The organism is Vibrio sp. HI00D65, assembly GCF_001635455.1.
Taxonomy (GTDB): domain Bacteria; phylum Pseudomonadota; class Gammaproteobacteria; order Enterobacterales; family Vibrionaceae; genus Vibrio.
The window spans coordinates 1-18,903 of the sequence record NZ_LWEH01000140.1 but is presented as its reverse complement, the minus strand read 5'-3'; the positions used below and the strand labels follow the sequence as shown (position 1 = coordinate 18,903).

Genomic DNA, 18,903 nt, shown 5'->3' with positions numbered 1-18,903 from the left:
TTATCTTCTTTCGTTTGATTAGATTTAGTAGGGCAAACACACGCCCCTAGATGTTGTAGAGCATTTGGTAAGTGATTTTGGGGCATTTTTGATTCAGAGTAATTTGTGCAGCAGCCTGTTTCACAAATAAATCTCGTGATGGTTTTATGCGTTCTAAACACGTATTGGGGCAGAATTTTCTTAGTTCTTTCGCATCATAGTTTGTGATCACCAAGCGATTATGTCGTATTTTGAATGAGTTCATAGGCATTTTTTCAAATTATGTTGGCCTCTATGGTTGCAATGCATGAAATATCTCCGATACTAAAACTTAGAAATTCTAAGTTTTAGTGGTAGCATGTGAAAACGGACATTCAATTTTACCCTGATGAATCGCTCGAAAGCCTCTTGTTGCGCTTATCGCAAGAGCAAGGCTACGAGCGATTTTCTCATTTCGCAGAAGACATCTGGTTCGACACGTTGAATCAACATGAAGCTATTGCTGGTGCTTTCCCCTTAGAGCTCAACCGAGTCAATATCTACCATGCTCAAACCACAAGCCAAATGCGAGTGCGGGTTCTTATTCATCTTGAGAACCAACTAAAGCTCAATAACTTTGGTGTACTGCGTCTCGCGCTATCACATTCGAAAGCTCAATTCTCTCCGCAATATAAAGCAGTACATAGATTCGGTTCTGACTACCCTTATGCTTTTCTTCGCAAACGCTTTACGCCCATCTGCCCTCTGTGTATTGACGAAGCACCCTATATTCGCCAGCAGTGGCAATTTATCTCCCACCAAGCTTGTGAACACCATGGTTGTAAACTGGTTCATCATTGTCCTGAGTGTAAGTTGAGACTTGAATACCAAAGTACCGAGAGTATTAGCCAATGTGAGTGTGGTTTTGAGCTCCGAAATTCGCCAGTAGAGGATGCGCCAGAAGCTGAGCTCTTGATCGCTCAATGGTTGTCAGGAAATGATTCAAAACCTTTGGGATTACTAACGGGGGAAATGACGTTATCTGAGCGCTATGGTTTTTTACTTTGGTATGTAGATCGCTATGGTGATATCGATGACCTCAGTTTCGAATCATTCATTGAATATTGTGGCGCTTGGCCAACGGCACTGTGGCAAGACCTCGACGCCTTGAAAGAGAAGGCAGAACTTGTTCGAGTAAAAGATTGGAAGAAGATGTTTTTCAATGAAGCCTTTGGCGCTCTGCTTAAAGATTGTCGTCAGTTACCTAGTCGGCAGTTGAATCACAATATCGTGCTTACTCAGGTGTTAGCGTACTTTACACAGCTGATGGCAACTGTACCTTCAAGCGCGAAAGGAAATATCGGTGATGTACTGCTCAGCCCCTTAGAAGCTTCTACATTGCTTTCTTGCACCACAGATGAGGTATATCGGTTGTATGAGTTTGGTGAGATCAAAGCCGCTATTAGGCCGAGAATGCATACAAAGATAGCGAGTCACGAGTCGACGTTTACTTTACGAAGTGTCATCGAGACAAAGTTGACTCGAATGAGCTCTGAAAGTGATGGTTTAAGCGTGTATCTGCCTGAGTGGTAATTATGACGAAATTAAGTGACTTATTGGCAATTGAAGACGAAGCAGTAAAGCAGTCTGCTTTAAAGAAGATGTTCATGCCCTATACGGAAGATGTCTGTGTTGAAGGGTATGAAAAAGAAGCATTAACGATCTTGCTTAATCTCAGTTCAAGCCATCAATCAGATAGATGTTCGGATTGGTTGGATGTAGCCCGAGCTAAAAGGCATTTAAAAGCGGCTGAGAACCTAAAGGCGTCCCTTGATGAAATCAAATGGTTCCACACACATAATCTCAAGTTTCCAGACTGCCGAGTTAAAGATCAGCGAATAATTGCACAGCCTCTTACGACAACTGAGGTATTCATTTCAAGCGGAGTATCAGAGCAACGCTTGGGGTGGGCGCATAACTCTGCGGTGTACCGTCACACATTGTGGTTATTGAATCCTTTTAGTTGGCAATCACAACCGGTATGTATTCTTTCACTTATCAAGCAAGAAAGCTCTATTTGGATTGAGCTACTCAAAGAATTTGGGTTAGGTGCTAAGGCACTTGCTCGCTTAAAACACACAATTGAAGAGCAGCTCCCTGATAATCATTTTCCCGATAGTGTCAGTTCTTACAGCAAGCAACTTCGGTTTCCATGGGGGGATGATTATGTTTCGGTGACACCAGTGGTCAGTCATGCTATTCAAAGTGAGCTAGAAGTGAGATCTAGAAGTCAGGAAAGTAAGCTCAGCTTTGTGTCTTCGTCATTGCCAAACTCGGCAAGTATCGGGAATCTGTGTGGCAGTTTAGGTGGGCATATGAAAGTCCTAAACTATCCGCTAGACGTTAAACCAGCACAGGGTGGGACGTTACCTGAAAGTCGCAAAAAGAGTGGCCACTACTTTGATGACTATCAGGTAACTAACGCCAAAATTTGTCAGGTGTTAAATCACTTAATTGGATCAGAACCATCAAAAACACAGAAGCAAAGAGAGAGTGCTCGCAAGGTTAGAAGTAAGATATTGCGAAAGCAGATAGCCCTTTGGATGCTTCCTTTAATTGAGTTAAGAGATATCGTTGATGCTGATCCTAATCAACAGCAATTGGAACATGATGACACTTTAGCTCAAGCCTTTCTGGCTCTACCAGAATCGGACCTAGGCTCCTTAGCCAGTGAGTTTAATCGCCGTTTACATCTTACGTTGCAGAATAATAAGTATGCCGCAAAGTTTGCCTATCATCCTAAGCTTATGCAGGTCGCCAAAGCCCAAATCGTATGGGTACTTGAACAACTTAGTAAACCAAATGGCAATCAAGATAAGGTAACGGGTGAGCAGTATATCTATTTATCATCAATGAGAGTGCAAGATGCGGTCGCAATGAGTAGCCAATATCTGTGTGGTGCTCCTTCTTTGACTGCTATTTGGGGCTTTATGCACCGTTATCAAAGAGAGTTCAATAAGCTAGTTAATTGTAATTCCCTGTTTGAATTTTCGAGTTTCTCTTTTTATGTCCGAAGCGAGAACATTCAACCTACGGCCAAGCTTACCGAGCCTAACTCGGTCGCTAAAGCTAGAACGGTTTCAAACGCGAAACGACCTACCATTCGTAGTGAACGATTGGCGGACCTAGAAATAGACTTAGTTATTAGAGTTCATAGTGAAAGCCGCATTTCAGATTTTAAGACAGCTCTTAAAACGGCTCTTCCCGTTGTTTTCGCCGGAGGGGCATTATACCAACCACAGCTCTCGACGCAGATTGAGTGGCTAAGGACGTTTACCAGTAGGAGCGAGCTTTTCCATGTCATAAAAGGTTTGCCAGCCTACGGGCGCTGGTTATATCCAAGTGACAACCAGCCGAGTGACTTTGATGACCTAGAGCATTTAATAACGAAAGACGCTGATAATTTGCCAGTTTCTATTGGCTGCCATTTGTTAGAACGTCCAACTAAACGGTGCAACTCGATCACTGATTGTCACGCCTATGCAGAAAATGCGATAGGGTTAGCTAAGAAAGTGAATCCGATAGAAGTACGTTTTAGTGGAAGAGATCACTTTTTCAACCATGCCTTTTGGTCGATAGAATGCAGTAGCGAAACTATTCTTATAAAAAACTATAGGGATTAATCGTTTATGGAACTTTGCACTCAGCTGAACTACGTTCGATCACTCTCTGCTGGCAAAGCATATTTCTACTATCTATCTAAAAGTGGTGAGATGTGCCCCCTCGAAATTGATAGAACTAGGTTGCGCGCACCAAAAGGTGGTTATGCAGAAGCATATAAAGGGGGCAAGTTCGTAGAAAAGAATGTTGCTCCACAAGATTTAGCTTACTCCAATCCTCAGTTCATCGAAGAGTGTTATGTAAAACCTGGTGTTGATGATATCTACTGTGCATTCCCCCTTCGAATTCGAGCCAACTCTCTAACTCCAGATACCTGTAGTGATGATGAAGTGCGTTCTAAACTTTCGTTACTTGCTAAAACATATGAAGAGCTCAATGGGTATCAGGAACTTGCTCTTAGATACGCGAAGAACATTCTGCTTGGTACTTGGCTTTGGAGAAACAGAGAGTGTCGAAGATTGTCGATAGAAGTGACCACCAGTGATTCACAAACCTTGATTGTAGAAAACGCAACAAGGCTTTCTTGGTATGGTCATTGGGATGAAGCTTCAGCAGAATGCCTAGAAAAGCTCACAGCCTATTTGATGCGAGCCCTGTCTGACCCAACCGAATATTTCTATATGGATGTCAAAGCTAAAATTGGAGTTGGTTGGGGGGATGAGGTTTACCCAAGCCAAGAGTTTTTAGATAGCCGATAAGATGGTGTTCCTACTAGGCAGTTAGCTACCGTAGAATTATTGAACGGAAAAGAAACTGCTGCTTTTCATGGTCAGAAAATTGGTGCAGCGTTGCAATCGATTGACGATTGGTGGCATGAAGAAGCAGATAAGCCATTAAGAGTGAATGAGTATGGAGCTGACCGAGAGTACGTTATAGCAAGGCGACATGTTTCCTATGGAAATGACTTTTACCAGTTAGTCAGAAATACAGAGAATTGGATTGAGACAATGACAGCTTCTCAGACCATCCCAAATGACGTGCACTTTATTATGTCTGTCTTGATTAAAGGTGGCCTATTCAATTGTTCCAAAGCGAAGTAAGGGATAGATATGACTAAGCGTTACTATTTCTTAATACGTTACATACCTGCACAAGCTGACCATGAGTTATTGGCAGGACGGTGTATATCCCAAATGCACTTGTTTATGGTCAATAACCGACAAGCAATGAATAAAATAGGTGTGAGTTTTCCGGACTGGAACGAATCTACAGTTGGCCAAACCATTGCCTTTGTTGCTGAAGATAAAGAGATGCTGATTGGGCTATCTTTTCAGCCCTATTTTTCTTTGATGATAAATGAGGGTTTATTTGAGGTATCTAGTGTTTGTGAGGTGCCAGACCCTGCGGTTGAGGTGAGGTTTATCCGTAACCAAACGATCGGGAAAAGCTTTCTGGGTTCCAAAAAACGTCGAATCAAACGAAGCATGGCGAGAGGGGAGCTATCTGGTGTTGAACCATCGTTACCAGTAACGAACGAAGAGCGGGTCATCGATAGTTTTAATCGAATACCAATCTCCAGCGCTTCATCTGGAGAGAGTTATATTTTGTTTGTACAAAAGGAGCTTGTTAGTGAGCGCGATGCAGCAAACTTTAACAGCTATGGTTTAGCCACCAATCAAGAAAGAAAAGGGACGGTACCTGAGTTACGTTTTTAAACCCTTTTTCTAAAGCTCTTTTTTAGAGAAGTAAAAACAAGGACTTACAGAAGTAAGGAGAAAAAGGGTATTTTGGGATTTTGAGATGTAAAACCAATGGAATTAACAGCTTAGTGACTATAGTTAACAGTGACCTGCCGCATAGGCAGCTAAGAAATGTTTTAATTCTTCAAGTGTTGTGATCCGTTGGTGACCTGCCGCATAGGCAGCTAAGAATAGGCCAGGAAGAAAGCAACCTTCCTGCTGAACAAGCAGTTAATAATCAAAACCATCATGTTTAGGCTTGATGGTTTTTTGTTGGGTTTGTTGATATTAAACTGTTAAGACAAAATTTTTCTGAGTAGTAGAGTGAGTAGTATGAGATGAGTGATGTTTTGAATATGGTGTATGAGACAGTAAACGATCTACACGAATGTGGTGCTGTAGATCAAGCAACGTTAAACCAGTTTGAGAAGATATGTTTAACCGTAGCCGACGATGATGGTGGAGTACAGGAAAGTAAAGAAAGCTCTTAGCTATCGAATTTTGACAAGCCTCTTCGGTAATTAAGCGCTTGGTGATCACACTGTAGCTTCAAGCTGATGCCGATCTCGGCAAACACGTCTTTGCTCCTTTCGGTGTCAGCACGCTTAATCTCACAGACCACTGCGAGGTGGTTTGACCTACTTTTTCTAATGTTGCCACTCACCTCAGTAAATTGTATTGAGTGGTCAATAGCTACGGCTTTTTGGAAGGCATGTGACACCAATTAATTCAAGGTAGTTCTAGGAATGCTTCAACTTGGTCACCATATACGGTAAGTGACTGCTTATTATGCGTTTTATCAACAGATAGATGTAATTGACTTAACTTGTAAAGTCAATTTGGATGCGATATGTTGTGCTTTAGTAACGTGTTGGTCACTACATATAGTGCTATCAAATTCGGAATATCGAGGATATCTATGAGCATTCAAGCAAAATTTATTAAGTTTCACGATAAGATTAAGATAAGCCGTGAAGATAGTGAGTACAAAGACGCTCGTGAAAAGGATGACAGTATCTTAAAGGCTATTAAAAGTACCTTGAAGGTCGAAGGCTACCCAGTAATAGAAGATTTTCTTCAAGGATCTATGTCAACAGCGACTGGGGTCAAGAATCCGGGTGAAGATTTCGACATTGATAGAGCTATAGTGATTGCTTTTGATGGCTCACCAGATGATCCTGTTAAAGTTAAAAAAATCGTTCTGAAGGTCCTGGAGGACCGAGGCTTCAAAAACGCCAGGATTAAAAAGCCATGTGTAACCGCCGACTACGTTAGTAAAAATCTACATATCGACATCCCGATTTATCGGGAGCAAAACGGTGAGTATGAGTTAGCTGTAGGCAAAAAGAACTCTAGCGAAGGCAATAAGGAATGGTCTGACTCAGATCCTAAAGGGCTAAAGGACTGGATTAATGACTCTTCAGCCTACCTTGGTTCAGCGAGTAAAAAGCTTGGGCAATATAAGCGTATTGTTCGGTACCTAAAGCGCTGGAGAGATCACAAATTTAGTACAGATGTTGCTAAGAAAGTGTTTTCCATCGGCTTAACAGTGATGGCAAAAGAGCAATTCTCGCCAAGCCTAGATGATAGTGATAAAGCGAACGATTTAGTCGCACTTAGAAACACTGTAAATGCCATGTTGAGTGGTGGTTATTTTACTTATCAAGGTGACGATCTTTATAAGGTAATGGTTTATTTACCCAAATCACCATGGAGAGATATCTTTGATGGTAGCAGTTTAAATACCGGTACTCAGTTCTATAACAAGCTGAAATCGTTAAGAGATAAGTTAGATAAAGCTATTGATGAAACAGATTTGGTTAAGCAGTGCAAGATACTAAACCAAGTGTTTGGCAATGATTTTGAAGTACCTAGTAGTTCATCCAATGTTAAAAAGGCTGCATACGCCACAGCCGGAGCATCGGGTACATCACAGGGGGCTTAATGGTAGCATCTGAGGATATTGTCGAACATTTGAGCAGTAGAGGCTTTGATTGTAAAGCACAGGATTTTAATGGGGTTGGCGCTATTGTAATCAGCCTTGAAATTGCAGAGAAAAAAATAGATCTGATACATTTTCTATCATCAGAGATCACTCGTTTACCTGTTTTTTATCTTATAAATCCGCGCGATGTAGGGCATTTGGCGCATGTCCTATTTTTCAAAGTTGCTGATGTTGAGTATGGCAGCATCTGCGTCAATGATAAGGATTCTGTTTCAGTAAATTTCAATATGCCACTGCTGGCGATTGAGGAGTCTCTTAATCGCCACATAGGTATTTTGGATAGAGCGATTACTGATCCCGACTGGAACCGGAAAGAGTTGTTACGAGAGTTCAAGTCTTGCTGGTTAAATGTTTGTGATTTTGATGAAAGACCCGTACTTCTTACTAATGATAGCGGGGCACTGGAAGAGATAGATGTTTATAAGCCTGTAAAGAATTTTAAGTTTGGCGTTAGGTCTTACTATTTGGCGCAATCTGAAAAAACTGATCTAGCAGCTGCGGCGAAAGTTTACTGGCAGGATAGTTCTGGAAGAAATCTTGCTGGTAAAGCTGTTGTTTTGCCTCTAACTGAAATTGAGCCAGCACCGTTAGAAAAAGAGCAGCTTACAACTTGGTATTTAGCAGTCTTGTTGAAACAAGAACCTGACCTTCTGAAAAAGTTGAGTGAGAATTATGGGAGGTGGAAGACTCATGAGTACTGGATTGTTTTCAATGCTCTAGTACCATCAGGGACAGTCTGGTTTTGCTTATATTTCAAAAGCAAAAAAGGTAAAAAGTACTCTCTGCCGTTAACTGAAGCTCAGCTAAGACACTGGAAGGTTAAGGCTGTTCCTATAAGGCTGTTCAATAAAGAAGCAGTGCTGCCAAGAGGTGGTGCAAATTTAGATATAGCGACAAGCAAGGTTGCCTTGATTGGAGCTGGATCTGTTGGGAGCGAGATAGCACACAAGCTTTCTGCGGCCGGGATTCAAAACTTAGATATCTATGACAATGATATTTATCAGATAGATAACTTATACCGACATATCTTGCCCGAGGAGTATTTGAATCTAGAGAAATCTTATGGTCTCAGTTATCACCTAGCACGCCAGTTCCTATGGTCCAAAGCTGCTCCCTCGAAAAAGAAACTACTGCAACTCAGAAACTCTCAGTTGATTAGCTCTTATGATTTGATTGTTATAGCCATTGGGAGCCCAACTCATGAGCGAATTTTTAAAGAGTACCTTTTGGAAAAAGGCATAAAAGTTCCGGTCATTAACACTTGGCTTGAAGGTTTTGGCGTAGGCGGGCATGCTGTATTAGATATTCCGGATAGCGCTGGTTGCTTACTTTGCGCCTATGTTTGTCCTGATACGTTGAGCAGAGGGCTCAGCTCTAACCTTAATTTCATCGAGCCAAACCAAGACGTCACTATTAACATGTCAGGCTGTGGTGAGCAGTTTATTTCCTATAGCGCTATTTGTTCCGCGCAAACGGCTCTAATTGCGAGCGATTTGGCTATCAAATGCTTGGAAGGGAAGATTACTGCTAGTTCAAAAGTTAGCTGGAAGGGCAGTGAATATGATGCAGTAGCTCATGGAGTATCGCTGACTAATAGGTTCTATCAATTTAGTGACTCTTTGCAGGTTAAGCCTTTGACTCATGAGGATTGTGATGTCTGTAACTGATGAAGATATCTTGTTTGTAGGTTCGAGCGTCGAACTGCGAGTCAATAAGCAGGTCTATGAATGTTGGCTGGAACACCGTCAAATCAAACGGAAGGATACGGAACAGTTTGGGGCGTTGATTGGCTCACGAGCTGAAGGTGAATGCAAGATTTGGATTGACAGGTGTACAACACCAAAGAAAAAAGATATCAGCCAGCGAGCAAGGTTTGTGATGAAAGACCCATTTCATCAACAGGCAATATACAAAGCATTTGAACAATCAAATGGTGAGTTGGGTTATATTGGAACTTGGCATACGCACCCACAATGTGTACCAGAACCCTCAGTTATTGATTTGAATGACTGGGCTCAATGTACGTTGCGAAACCCCGACAGGCAACTTGTGTTTGCAATAGTGGGTAATAAGCAAATAAATGTTTACATTAACATTAACGGTAATTTAGAAATAGCACGGAGGAACATTGATGGGTAACAAGGCGGATCAATTCTGTAATCAAGCAGCAAACTCACCATTAGATTCGATGGATACTTTTGACCTGTATTCCGACAATCTGCGAAACTTAGTCAGTTGGAACCGTGTAGGGATTTTAACTGACGAAGGTGATAGGAATACCGTCATTTTGCTAATGTTAAACGAAGAATTAACTGCCACAATGCGCCTTTGCCTAGAGCCAAATCTGATTAAGTCTTGTATAAATACCTTATCTGCTGGATCTGAAACAGTTACTTACCGATGTCTTCAAGGTTATGCAATAACGCGCGATGATTTAATTCATTTACATAGTATAGCGAGTATTTGGGTGAAAGCGGAGGCACAGAGCGCTGAGCTAACGCTAGATGAGTTAGAATCGTTGTTCACTCGTTTTGAAGGAAAAAGGAAAAAAACGGGCCGTGGTCCAGACTTCACAAAAGGCACCAAGGAGACAGTTTGGCGGGATAGTTTTGGCCGTTGCATGTTTACGGGGTGCGGTGAAAAGCTTGATTACGATGAGGTTTCAGGTACTTCAGGTAACTATGCATACTTGGCTCACAATGTTGCATCGTCTGAAAAAGGCGCAAGAGGGATTACCGAGTTATCAGAAAAACTGTCAAATGATCCGAGCAATGTGCTGCTTTTATGTGATAAACACCATCGGTTAATTGATAAGGTTGCCGCTAGTGACTATCCCGCATCGACACTGTCTGCGATGAGGAAGGAATTCGGTCTTATCGCAAATAGTTTATTGGATGGCTTGAAGTACCAACCAATCCCTGTTTACGCAGTATTGTGGCCTGTAAATTCTCAAGCAGTTTCTCCCCCTTCATACCTGCAAGTTGCCAATAGTCTTTCTAGAATTAAAAGAAGGATGCACCAGCAGGTCAACATATTAAGTCATAATGAAGAGCTTTTAGTTGAATCACCAGATGTATTTTGGGCTCTAATGCCGAATATTATTCAGGCTTCCGCCGATAAGATTATCCAACAAACCAAAGAGTTTGGATTTAATGCTGCGTTGTTTGGGTTTGGACCAACTTCTGCGCTTATTGGTTTCGGCGCAAAAATTGGGAATAAGAATGCGGTTACTCCGATGCTTAGATTTAGAGAGTCTGGTACTTGGTCATGGCCTGCAGTAGATCCTGTTGGGGAGTTTTATGAAGTGCTCGGGTTTAATGAATTAAAAAAAGGAAGTGATTTTGTAATAAATATTGCCTTAACGGCTGAACCAGAAAGTTTAGTTCAAGCCTCTAGTTCAGTTTGTGCGAAGACAGGCGCCCAAAAGATTACAATTCGTGCGAAGGAACAGTTTATGGGCAATGGCGCAGTATCGCATCCAGATGACGGAAAGGCTTTTACTGCTGTTCTTCAGTCTATGTTTCATGTCCTCAAATCAGAGTATGGTGCACAAACTATCCATTTGTTTCCTTGTGCATCAAACGCTGCATCAGTGTTTATAGGGCAAGCATATGATGTACACCACCCTAAGGTGATTGTTTATGATTTTGACGGTGGAACAATGGTGCCAAGAATATGTTTGGAAAGTGAGAACCACAAGTGTTCCATATCATCGATTTAATACTGCTGAACCTATCTTAATAAATAGCAAGGTCGTGGCTGCCCCCTGTGTCAGGATTGTTGTCCAGATCTTAAAGTGATTTGCTCCAGTTATACGTGGCACTTTACGACGTGATTTTATGATACAAAAAGTTATCCGTATTTCTCTAATTTAAGTGGTTATTCTAACACGGTTTTGTCCAGAGGTGTGCTAAAGCTAATCGTGGCAAACACACCTTTGCCCCAAAATCACTTAGATTAAATACTCTGCTCAATTCAGAAGGGCGTGCGTTTGCCCTACAAATCCTAATATCAAGTTTTGGATAATTTACTCATCATCTTTACTTTCTTTTCTGTGTATCTATACAGTTTATTTAGTATTAATCTGGTTTGAGTATGAATAATGGCTTGTTTTGTTGAGTGCTTAGTCTCGTTTTGTCAATGGAATTTTTGATAAGCTATTGTTTGTTAGGATGTTTGTGAGAATCATGCCTTAGATAACAGGTGCTGTTAAAAAGTGATAACACGCTGGCGCGTTTCTATATGATGACAGAATGCATAGCTCGATGTATTTGCGTTAATTTTTAAAGTTTTTTAATAAACAGGCAGACAGAAAAACGAGACTGCCTGTTATTAAGAATGTTATGAGTATTCATCAGTATGTACGTTTATGTTTTAGAACTAGAAAATCAAAATTATTACGTTGGCATCGCTGAAGATATTGGCTTGAGGCTTTGGACTCATTTTAAAATGGGCGACAAAGTTGGTTCAGCTTGGACGAAAAAACATAAGCCAATTAAAGTTGTTCATTGTAGTGAAATACTCCCAAAGACTAAGTGGAAATCCGAACTGGTTGAAACTCAATGCACTTTGCGTATTGCCAAATTAAAAGGCTTTTCAAAAGTACGTGGGGCTGGCTTTAGTATCTCTACCGAGGACTATCCTAAAAGTTGGGATGAAAAATTAGTTGGTGTGCCACCAGCTGACTTTGACAAAATGAAGCCTTTATCAAATCAAGAGCTCAAAGTTCTATTTAAAGGAAAATATGAGCTCTGGTTGGAACAAAGGAAAAAGCGGCGGAAACCAAAATACTCATAACAAAGCATTTAAGAGTGATTCGCAACGCTTGGCGCTTTCGCTACGCTCAAGTATAGCCAAGTGCTGCTCACATATATGGTCTCCCCCAGTTTTGCAAGCCAGCAGTATGATTAAAAGCGCAGGTTAACTTCCATATATACGGCCTGTTTAACGGCTATTGCCTTGGCCAAGATGAGGAAGTCGAACACGAAGTCCTAATCACCTTATCGACTTTATAAGACAGTGTGAGCATAAGGTTTTCAACGTGTAGAATTTATCCTGTTATTCATCTTACTACGTACTTTGCAAAGGGTTGGTGATTCTCATTAGCTTTGTGTTGGTCGATACTCTTCATTTTTAGTGATAACTGCCCACGCTATGCGCATGAGTTTGTTTGCTAAAGCGACAGCGGCTCTGTTTGGTCCTCGTCGCTTTTGAAGTTCAAGCATCCACTTACTGAGATTATCGGATTTAAATTTGGCGCGCCTCAGCGCTGCTCTTGCTCCATGAACGATTAGGGAGCGGATATACGTGTTGCCCCTTTTGGTTATCCCAAGAAGAATGACTTTGTCACCGCTGGTATCTTGCTTCGGCACAAGGCCCATTGCGGCGGAGGCATCTCTACCGGTTTTGAACTGTTGTCCAGAGCCAAGCCATACCGCAACGGCTTGGCTAGTGAGTGGCCCAAAGCCTGGAATAGACATGAGTCGCTTTGCGTTTTCGAACTGCTTGATGGTTTGGTTAAGTTTATCGCCGAACCATTTTACTTGTTCGTCGATGTATAAATATCGTTCGTACTGATGGGATATCAGCTCTCTTAATATACAAGACAGTTGGTTTTCATCGTTCTCGAGTATTTCGGGTATGGCCTTTCTAAAGGCAGCGGCTCCTTTGGGCATAATGATGCCGTATTCAGAGATAAGGCCACGCACTTGATTAACGATGCGAGTTCTTTCAGTGACGAGCAGCCGTCTCATTCGAATAAGAGGTTGGATGTCTTGTTGCTCGACGGATTTATGAGGGACAGGGTGATGTCTTTTATAGAGCGCGACTTCGGCAATGGCTTTGGCGTCGTTATAGTCGTTTTTCTGTTTACGCCTTTGAGTTTTCACATGTTGGGGTGCGTAGAGTATCACTTTGTGACCGAACTGAGAGAATTCACGAGCCCAATAATGGGCACCAGAGCATGCTTCCATAGCAATGGTACAAGGCTCTTTATTGGCGATGTAGCTAAGTAGCTTACTTCGTTGAAGTTTTTTACGAGAAAGGTTCTTTCCTTTATGATTGATTTCAAAAAGAAAGAAGATATTTTTTGCTAAATCGATGCCGATGATTTTATGCTGAGTCATGGTCTTCTCCTTTTACTTCGGACCTGAACACTCCAAGCATGGCTTACAGTCATGTGAAGTGGTAGGGGGAGACCATCTCATCATCTTAACCGGGCGTTATGCTACCGAGTACCCTACGTTTAGTCTGGCATAAGAAAAACAATAAAAATAAGGTATTAGAATGAAGAAAGATGATAAAGGACCAGATCTTATCGTCGAAGGTGAAAATGGCGTGAAGACGTTCATCGACATAAAGTACACGAAACCTAAGTCTGAAAGCGAGTATACAAAACGGATTTGGAAAAGCCTTAGTAGTGATAGAGATGACGGTAAATTTGACGATATTTTCTCCGATGTATTTGATAGCGTATTTAAAAATATATCCTCTAAAGTTTCTGACTCATTAGTAAAAATTGCTGACGATGAGGCGAATCGTAAGAAAGTAATCAGAGAATTAAAAAATCATTACAACAATGAAAGTTTAACTTTGATCTTAGGAGCAGGTGTCTCGATGGACCTCGGCTTACCTTCATGGGATGAGCTTCTACGCAGACTTCTAGCAAAAACACTTGATAGTGCAGACAAAGAAAGCACTGTGATGGCAGCAATGTTTAATTCGGTATTTGGTCCAAGTAGTTTAATTGCTGCACGCTATCTCAAGCTGCACTTTGAGAAAGAGAAACACGAGAAGAATGGCAGGAAGTATCCATTTGAAACTGAAGTGCGCAAAGCTCTATATGAAAACTTTAACGAGGTAGAAACACCTATTTATAAAGCAATTGTCCAACTATGTGTTTCGCCGGGAAAAAATCCAAGCCTGGATTCTGTCATAACGTATAACTACGATGACATCTTAGAAAATAAGTTGAAAGCATTGGATCTAGGGATTAAATATAAGAGTATCTATACCTTGGGAATGAACCCTAAGAAAGACGAGCTTCCCATTTACCATGTTCATGGCTACCTCCCTCGCTCTGGAAATGTTACAGATAAACATGCGGTGATCCTTTCTGACGATAGTTATCATAAACAATATATGGATCTTTATCATTTGAGTAATCTGGTTCAGATAAATAAGTTTAAAGATTCCAACTGTTTGTTTATTGGCCATTCTTTTTCTGACCCGAACCTAAGGCGTTTATTGGATATAGCAAAATCTCAACGTGGGCATGATAGAACTCAGCACTATGTCATTAAACGTAGATATAACGTTGATAAAGTTAAAGAAACTCTTAAGGAGTTGTTAGTAAAGGAAAAGTTAGTAGATGTGCTCAATCATTCTGATGAGCTAGATGCTGTTGCATCAGGGCTGGTTAAGACAGTACACAAGTTTGAAGAAAATGATGCGAAATCTTTTGGTGCAGAGATTGTGTGGGTAAACGAATTTTCAGAAATCTCAGAGATTATCGAAAGCATTCCGAAGTAGCATAACAAACAATTTAAGAGCGATTCAGCACGCTTGGCATTTTTAGTTTGGGTCGAGTTCAGTGATTATGGTGGTCAAATTAAGTGTCGTGGTCGCGTGCTTCACACCTTAATTGGGCGTTATATTTTTTGGAGAGTTTGGGTGATAACTAAAATAAAGAAAATTAGAAAGCGTATGGCTAAAGTTCAGAATAGGACTTATAGAGTACGTACTAGAAGTGGCAGAAGTACCATGTTCAACCACCTCCTAAACGACGAATATTCCCAAAGTATTTTGTCTCATTTAGGCGCTGGGTTTGAAAAAAATCTGTTTTTAGCATCTCTTGAGAACTTATCAGATAAGGGAAACCCAGTACGTTTCAATAACTTTGCATACTGTATGCGAGAAATTATCGGTATTATTCTCGCTAAATACTCAGACGATGAGGAAATACAAGAATGTTCTTGGTTTGTTCCTCCATCAGATACAAAGGTAACACGATTACAGCGTGTTACGTATGCAATATGTGGTGGTTTAGAGCTAGATTTCGTGAGGCATGAAGTGCTACAGATCGAAGAAGACGAGGAAAATATCCTCGATGAAACACTGCGAATTTTCAGCAAAAAATTTAATGAATTAAGTAAATATACTCACGTTCGTTCTGATAAAACCTTTAACATCAGTAATGAATTGTGCGAAAAATTATCGAGAGAAGTTTTAAAGTTAACAAGTGATATTGTCCGTCTTGTGGAGCAGTGTAGAACTGAAATTCAAGACTTGGTTCGTGAGCAAATAAGTGAAACTGTAACTCAAGAAGCACTTAGCACAACCTTAGATGGTTTGGATATATTATCTTCTCATGGTCACGTAAATGAAGTTGAAGTATCGGGGCTGTCTGTCGTTGACATTAATAGTCGATGGTTAGTGGTTAATGGTCACGGGTACGCTTATTGTACATTGGTCTGGGGATCACGTAGTGATTTTCGTAATGACAACGGTGCAACTATGGACGAGGATTTTCCGTTGAACTTCATTGCACACATTCCACTAGGCAATTTCGATGATGTCCAAATATTTGAGGGTGATATCGACGTTGATAATCGTGAATGGTTTGGCGAATAAAAAATATAACAAGCATTTAAGATTTCAAGATACTTTTTCTAATGTTGTAGAAGTCATTTAGCGTTAACTCTCTAAAACACTTTTGTCCAGAACCTTCATAGTTGGCACTTCCTAACTCAGTTGTGCCCCATTCCTTCTCAGCGCGAATATCTACTCAAAATCTTACACTGTACGTTTACCCTACCTAAAGTTATTCGATGAAGTGCCGTATCAGGCTTTTTCAAAATTATGCGTCATTTAGCGGTCTAACACTCACCCCCTCTCATTAACCTATTGATTTTCAATTGAATTGTGATTGGAAAGGCTGTATTTTAGGACGCTAAAAGAAAGTCAAAACCGTGCCGTATAGAAAACGTTAGTTACCAAGAGGATACAGATAGATATGTACGAAGGAAGTTGTCTCTGTGGCACAGTGAAAGTTGTAATTACAGGCGATATTAAAGCTGTAACACATTGTCATTGCAATATGTGTCAAAAAGCTCACGGTGCTGCGTTTGCAACTTTTGCAGCCTGTCGTGATGAAGATTTTATGATTGTTCAAGGGGGTGATTCTATTAAACGCTTCGAGTCATCGCCAAATTACTTTCGCACATTTTGCGCGCATTGTGGGTCAAATATCCAATGGATACATGATACTAAGGAGAGCAATGGTTGGTCTACATTTGCCTTGTCTTTGTTAGACACACCATTTCACAGAAATAAACAGAAGCACATATATGTAACATCTAAAGCTCCATGGCTTAGTCTTAGTGATAATCATCCCAAATTCGGTGGGGCTGGCAACTAATAGGCTGTTTAAGACGGATTCTATGATCTCATTGAAAGGAAGGTTTGGGATTTCTTGTTGGAGTCTTTGAAGCAGCACCTTGAGGCCCACATATAGCAAGCATTTAAGGTTTCAAGATACTTTTTCTATTCCTATGTAAACGACTTAGAGCTATAGGTCTAAGTCGTTTTTGTCCAAAAGTTTGTTACACACATGTCGATTATGTTGTGATAACCAAGCGATCCTGTCTGCTAGAGGATTAATTGGATCGTGGTAAATTTACTACGTTGAATCTTAGTCGTTGTTCAAATTTGCAGACTTTCGATGCAATGTTATGCGAACTTATATTGCAAATAGTATTGTAAGTCTTTGATGGTTCGCTCGAGTTATGCTGACTTATCTTGCAAGCATCACTTTAAAAGAGCCGCTCTTAACGAGCGGCTTTTTGCTATCTGAAGCCTTTCAAATCATGTGCTTACCACAGTAAAAAGTAAGTTAAAGCGCGAAAATATGCTTGGTACTAAAAGATGGAACTGAACTATGCGCTATCAGACCATAAAGCCGAATTGAAAGTGGCAACTTCGCTTTCAGATTCCATCTCAGTTTCGTCAACGCTTCAATCATCTTCGAGAAATAAAAATACTTTATACATGTTAATTCGAAACAGGAATCATGCGTTTGTGCTGTAAGAAACAAGCCACCGTTTGCTAACTAATTGGCCTGAAAAGCCGTTTATTAAACGCAGGAGAACCATTACTTAGATGAGGTAATGCATGGTGAATCTTACAAAATCTAACCGGGGGGTATTGGCTCCTAAATTCTGTATTAGAGAAGCATTTCAACCAAGATAATGAGCGTTTTTTTGGTTTTTAAATGGATTTATAGCACAAGAACCTAACAATAAATTACGCATTATTGATATGCTATATTCAAAGGTACACAATCAGTTCAAAGTTTTGTGGAGAATTACATGATTACGAACAATTAAAGAAGATTTACGCCTTCGTTATTTGATGCAACTTGAGGTTTTACTTGAATCGAATAAAGATATTTTCGATATGTTGGAGAGTAATGACCGAAATTCAATCAATAGCAAAGTGTAAATTATTACTAAAATTAATGATATTAGAGCAAGCCAGTGTCGCTCTAATATCTATAGTATCAATATTGATTTATATTATTATTTTGTTCTAAACCCCAAATCCTTGTCAGCTTCAGAACCTTCTATCATAGTGGATAACTCATCGATTTTTTTAAGATTTCCATTTTCATCAAAATAATGAAAAACATAAAGCTTAGCTTTAGTTATACTACCATCTAATTTTGTGGCCTCTACAATATGTATTTCAGATACGGTTCCATCAGCATCAACATTTACATCTTTAAATGTAAGGTTTATTTTGCTTATATTATTGCTGATAAAAGAGGAGTGTTGTACAAAGTCATCATATTTATTCTCTTTTATACCAAGTTTTTGAACGAAGTTATCTGATAAAATGGACTTTAAGTCAGTTTTATCTTTAGCAACGAAAGCAGTGAACATCTTTTCTAGATATTGATTGGTTTTAGGGTTTGTATTATCTTCAAATTTAACATTTAATATAGGATCTGAATTCAGAGTTGGTGATGGCTTCGCAATCACTGCTCCTGCAGTTAGTAGAACGGATAGGGCAATTGTTGAGTGGAGTAGCTTATTTTTCATTATTAATACCTCGTTGGGTGAATTGTCATTATATGTGGTATTAAAAAGCATTGATTATTGATTTGTGACAACTATTATCGTTTTTATGCCATTCATTCATTCATTTAATTTATAAGGAGGAGATGCAGTTCATTAAAAGCCTTTTTTAAGAGTTTATGCTTGCTTGTTGCTTTTTTGTGATAATATGAGATTTAAATTTTTCTCATTATTGCTCTTACTTTAAGGTTCACCACCCACAAAAATCTTTAGAGAAAATCTTTTACCAAGTGGCCCGGTATCATCTATTTTCATCATGTTTTGATTGGTTTGGTTCTATAATTTATATTTTCTAACTGGTGATACTATATAAATTATTAACATTTTATATATTTTAAGCTTCCAGCTAAATTAATGGATCTGAATTTATTAAAAGGTAACGTTGAAAAATATAAACTTTAATTCTTTGGGTGATCTTATTGATAATTATTTTTCATTTAATAAA

General features: G+C 40.0%; 14 protein-coding genes and 1 pseudogene. 13 read left to right on the top strand and 2 right to left on the bottom strand.

All coding sequences use genetic code 11. The annotated features are described in order from the left end of the window. Positions 1-339 precede the first annotated feature (339 nt). The 10 genes and pseudogenes from A3712_RS11515 (at position 340) to A3712_RS11475 (ending at position 12,120) form a co-directional block, all read left to right on the top strand. Complete coding sequence (locus A3712_RS11515; RefSeq protein ID WP_063523537.1) at positions 340-1,551, top strand: TniQ family protein; 1,212 nt, start codon at positions 340-342, stop codon at positions 1,549-1,551. Between the two features lie 2 nt (positions 1,552-1,553). After that, positions 1,554-3,641, top strand: a complete 2,088-nt coding sequence (locus A3712_RS11510) for a type I-F CRISPR-associated protein Csy2 (protein WP_063523536.1) — start codon at positions 1,554-1,556, stop codon at positions 3,639-3,641. A 6-nt stretch (positions 3,642-3,647) separates the two neighbouring features. Continuing rightward, positions 3,648-4,679, top strand: a pseudogene (gene csy3 / locus A3712_RS11505) (type I-F CRISPR-associated protein Csy3). A 9-nt stretch (positions 4,680-4,688) separates the two neighbouring features. Further along, positions 4,689-5,294, top strand: a complete 606-nt coding sequence (gene cas6f, locus A3712_RS11500) for a type I-F CRISPR-associated endoribonuclease Cas6/Csy4 (RefSeq protein WP_082856229.1) — start codon at positions 4,689-4,691, stop codon at positions 5,292-5,294. 362 nt (positions 5,295-5,656) lie between these two features. Beyond that, entirely contained in the window at positions 5,657-5,809 is a 153-nt protein-coding gene (locus A3712_RS27775) for a hypothetical protein (protein ID WP_008220727.1), read from the top strand. Between the two features lie 428 nt (positions 5,810-6,237). Further along, the gene (locus A3712_RS11495; protein WP_063523653.1) at positions 6,238-7,263 is read left to right on the top strand and encodes a nucleotidyltransferase domain-containing protein; all 1,026 of its coding nucleotides are present in this window, start codon (positions 6,238-6,240) and stop codon (positions 7,261-7,263) included. Next, positions 7,263-8,990: a ThiF family adenylyltransferase gene (locus A3712_RS11490; protein ID WP_063523534.1), complete on the top strand. Its 1,728-nt coding sequence runs from the start codon at positions 7,263-7,265 to the stop codon at positions 8,988-8,990. The genes A3712_RS11495 and A3712_RS11490 overlap by 1 nt, the downstream gene beginning before the upstream one ends. Beyond that, complete coding sequence (locus A3712_RS11485) at positions 8,977-9,462, top strand: Mov34/MPN/PAD-1 family protein (RefSeq protein ID WP_063523533.1); 486 nt, start codon at positions 8,977-8,979, stop codon at positions 9,460-9,462. The genes A3712_RS11490 and A3712_RS11485 overlap by 14 nt, the downstream gene beginning before the upstream one ends. Next, positions 9,455-11,044 (top strand): SAVED domain-containing protein, encoded by a 1,590-nt coding sequence (locus A3712_RS11480; protein ID WP_063523532.1) that lies wholly within the window; start codon positions 9,455-9,457, stop codon positions 11,042-11,044. Before A3712_RS11485 ends, A3712_RS11480 begins: the two co-directional genes overlap by 8 nt. Before the next feature lie 638 nt (positions 11,045-11,682). After that, the gene (locus A3712_RS11475) at positions 11,683-12,120 is read left to right on the top strand and encodes a GIY-YIG nuclease family protein (protein ID WP_039981889.1); all 438 of its coding nucleotides are present in this window, start codon (positions 11,683-11,685) and stop codon (positions 12,118-12,120) included. A gap of 305 nt (positions 12,121-12,425) precedes the next feature. Here A3712_RS11475 and A3712_RS11470 read toward each other — a convergent pair whose 3' ends face one another. Continuing rightward, on the bottom strand, positions 12,426-13,448 hold the full coding sequence (locus A3712_RS11470; protein WP_063523531.1) for an IS110 family transposase: 1,023 nt from the start codon (positions 13,446-13,448) through the stop codon (positions 12,426-12,428). Positions 13,449-13,608: 160 nt separating this feature from the next. Between A3712_RS11470 and A3712_RS11465 the strand changes: the two genes are divergently transcribed. From A3712_RS11465 to A3712_RS11455, 3 genes are all read left to right on the top strand, one after another. Continuing rightward, positions 13,609-14,853, top strand: coding sequence for an SIR2 family protein (locus A3712_RS11465; RefSeq protein WP_082856227.1), 1,245 nt, complete (start codon positions 13,609-13,611; stop codon positions 14,851-14,853). 33 nt (positions 14,854-14,886) lie between these two features. Beyond that, on the top strand, positions 14,887-15,954 hold the full coding sequence (locus A3712_RS11460; protein WP_157618747.1) for a hypothetical protein: 1,068 nt from the start codon (positions 14,887-14,889) through the stop codon (positions 15,952-15,954). 382 nt (positions 15,955-16,336) lie between these two features. Then, a complete protein-coding gene (locus A3712_RS11455) occupies positions 16,337-16,741 on the top strand; it encodes a GFA family protein (RefSeq protein ID WP_063523529.1) in 405 nt (134 codons plus the stop codon). Between the two features lie 1,159 nt (positions 16,742-17,900). Here A3712_RS11455 and A3712_RS11450 read toward each other — a convergent pair. Further along, a complete protein-coding gene (locus tag A3712_RS11450) occupies positions 17,901-18,422 on the bottom strand; it encodes a hypothetical protein (protein ID WP_063523528.1) in 522 nt (173 codons plus the stop codon). Positions 18,423-18,903 lie beyond the last annotated feature (481 nt).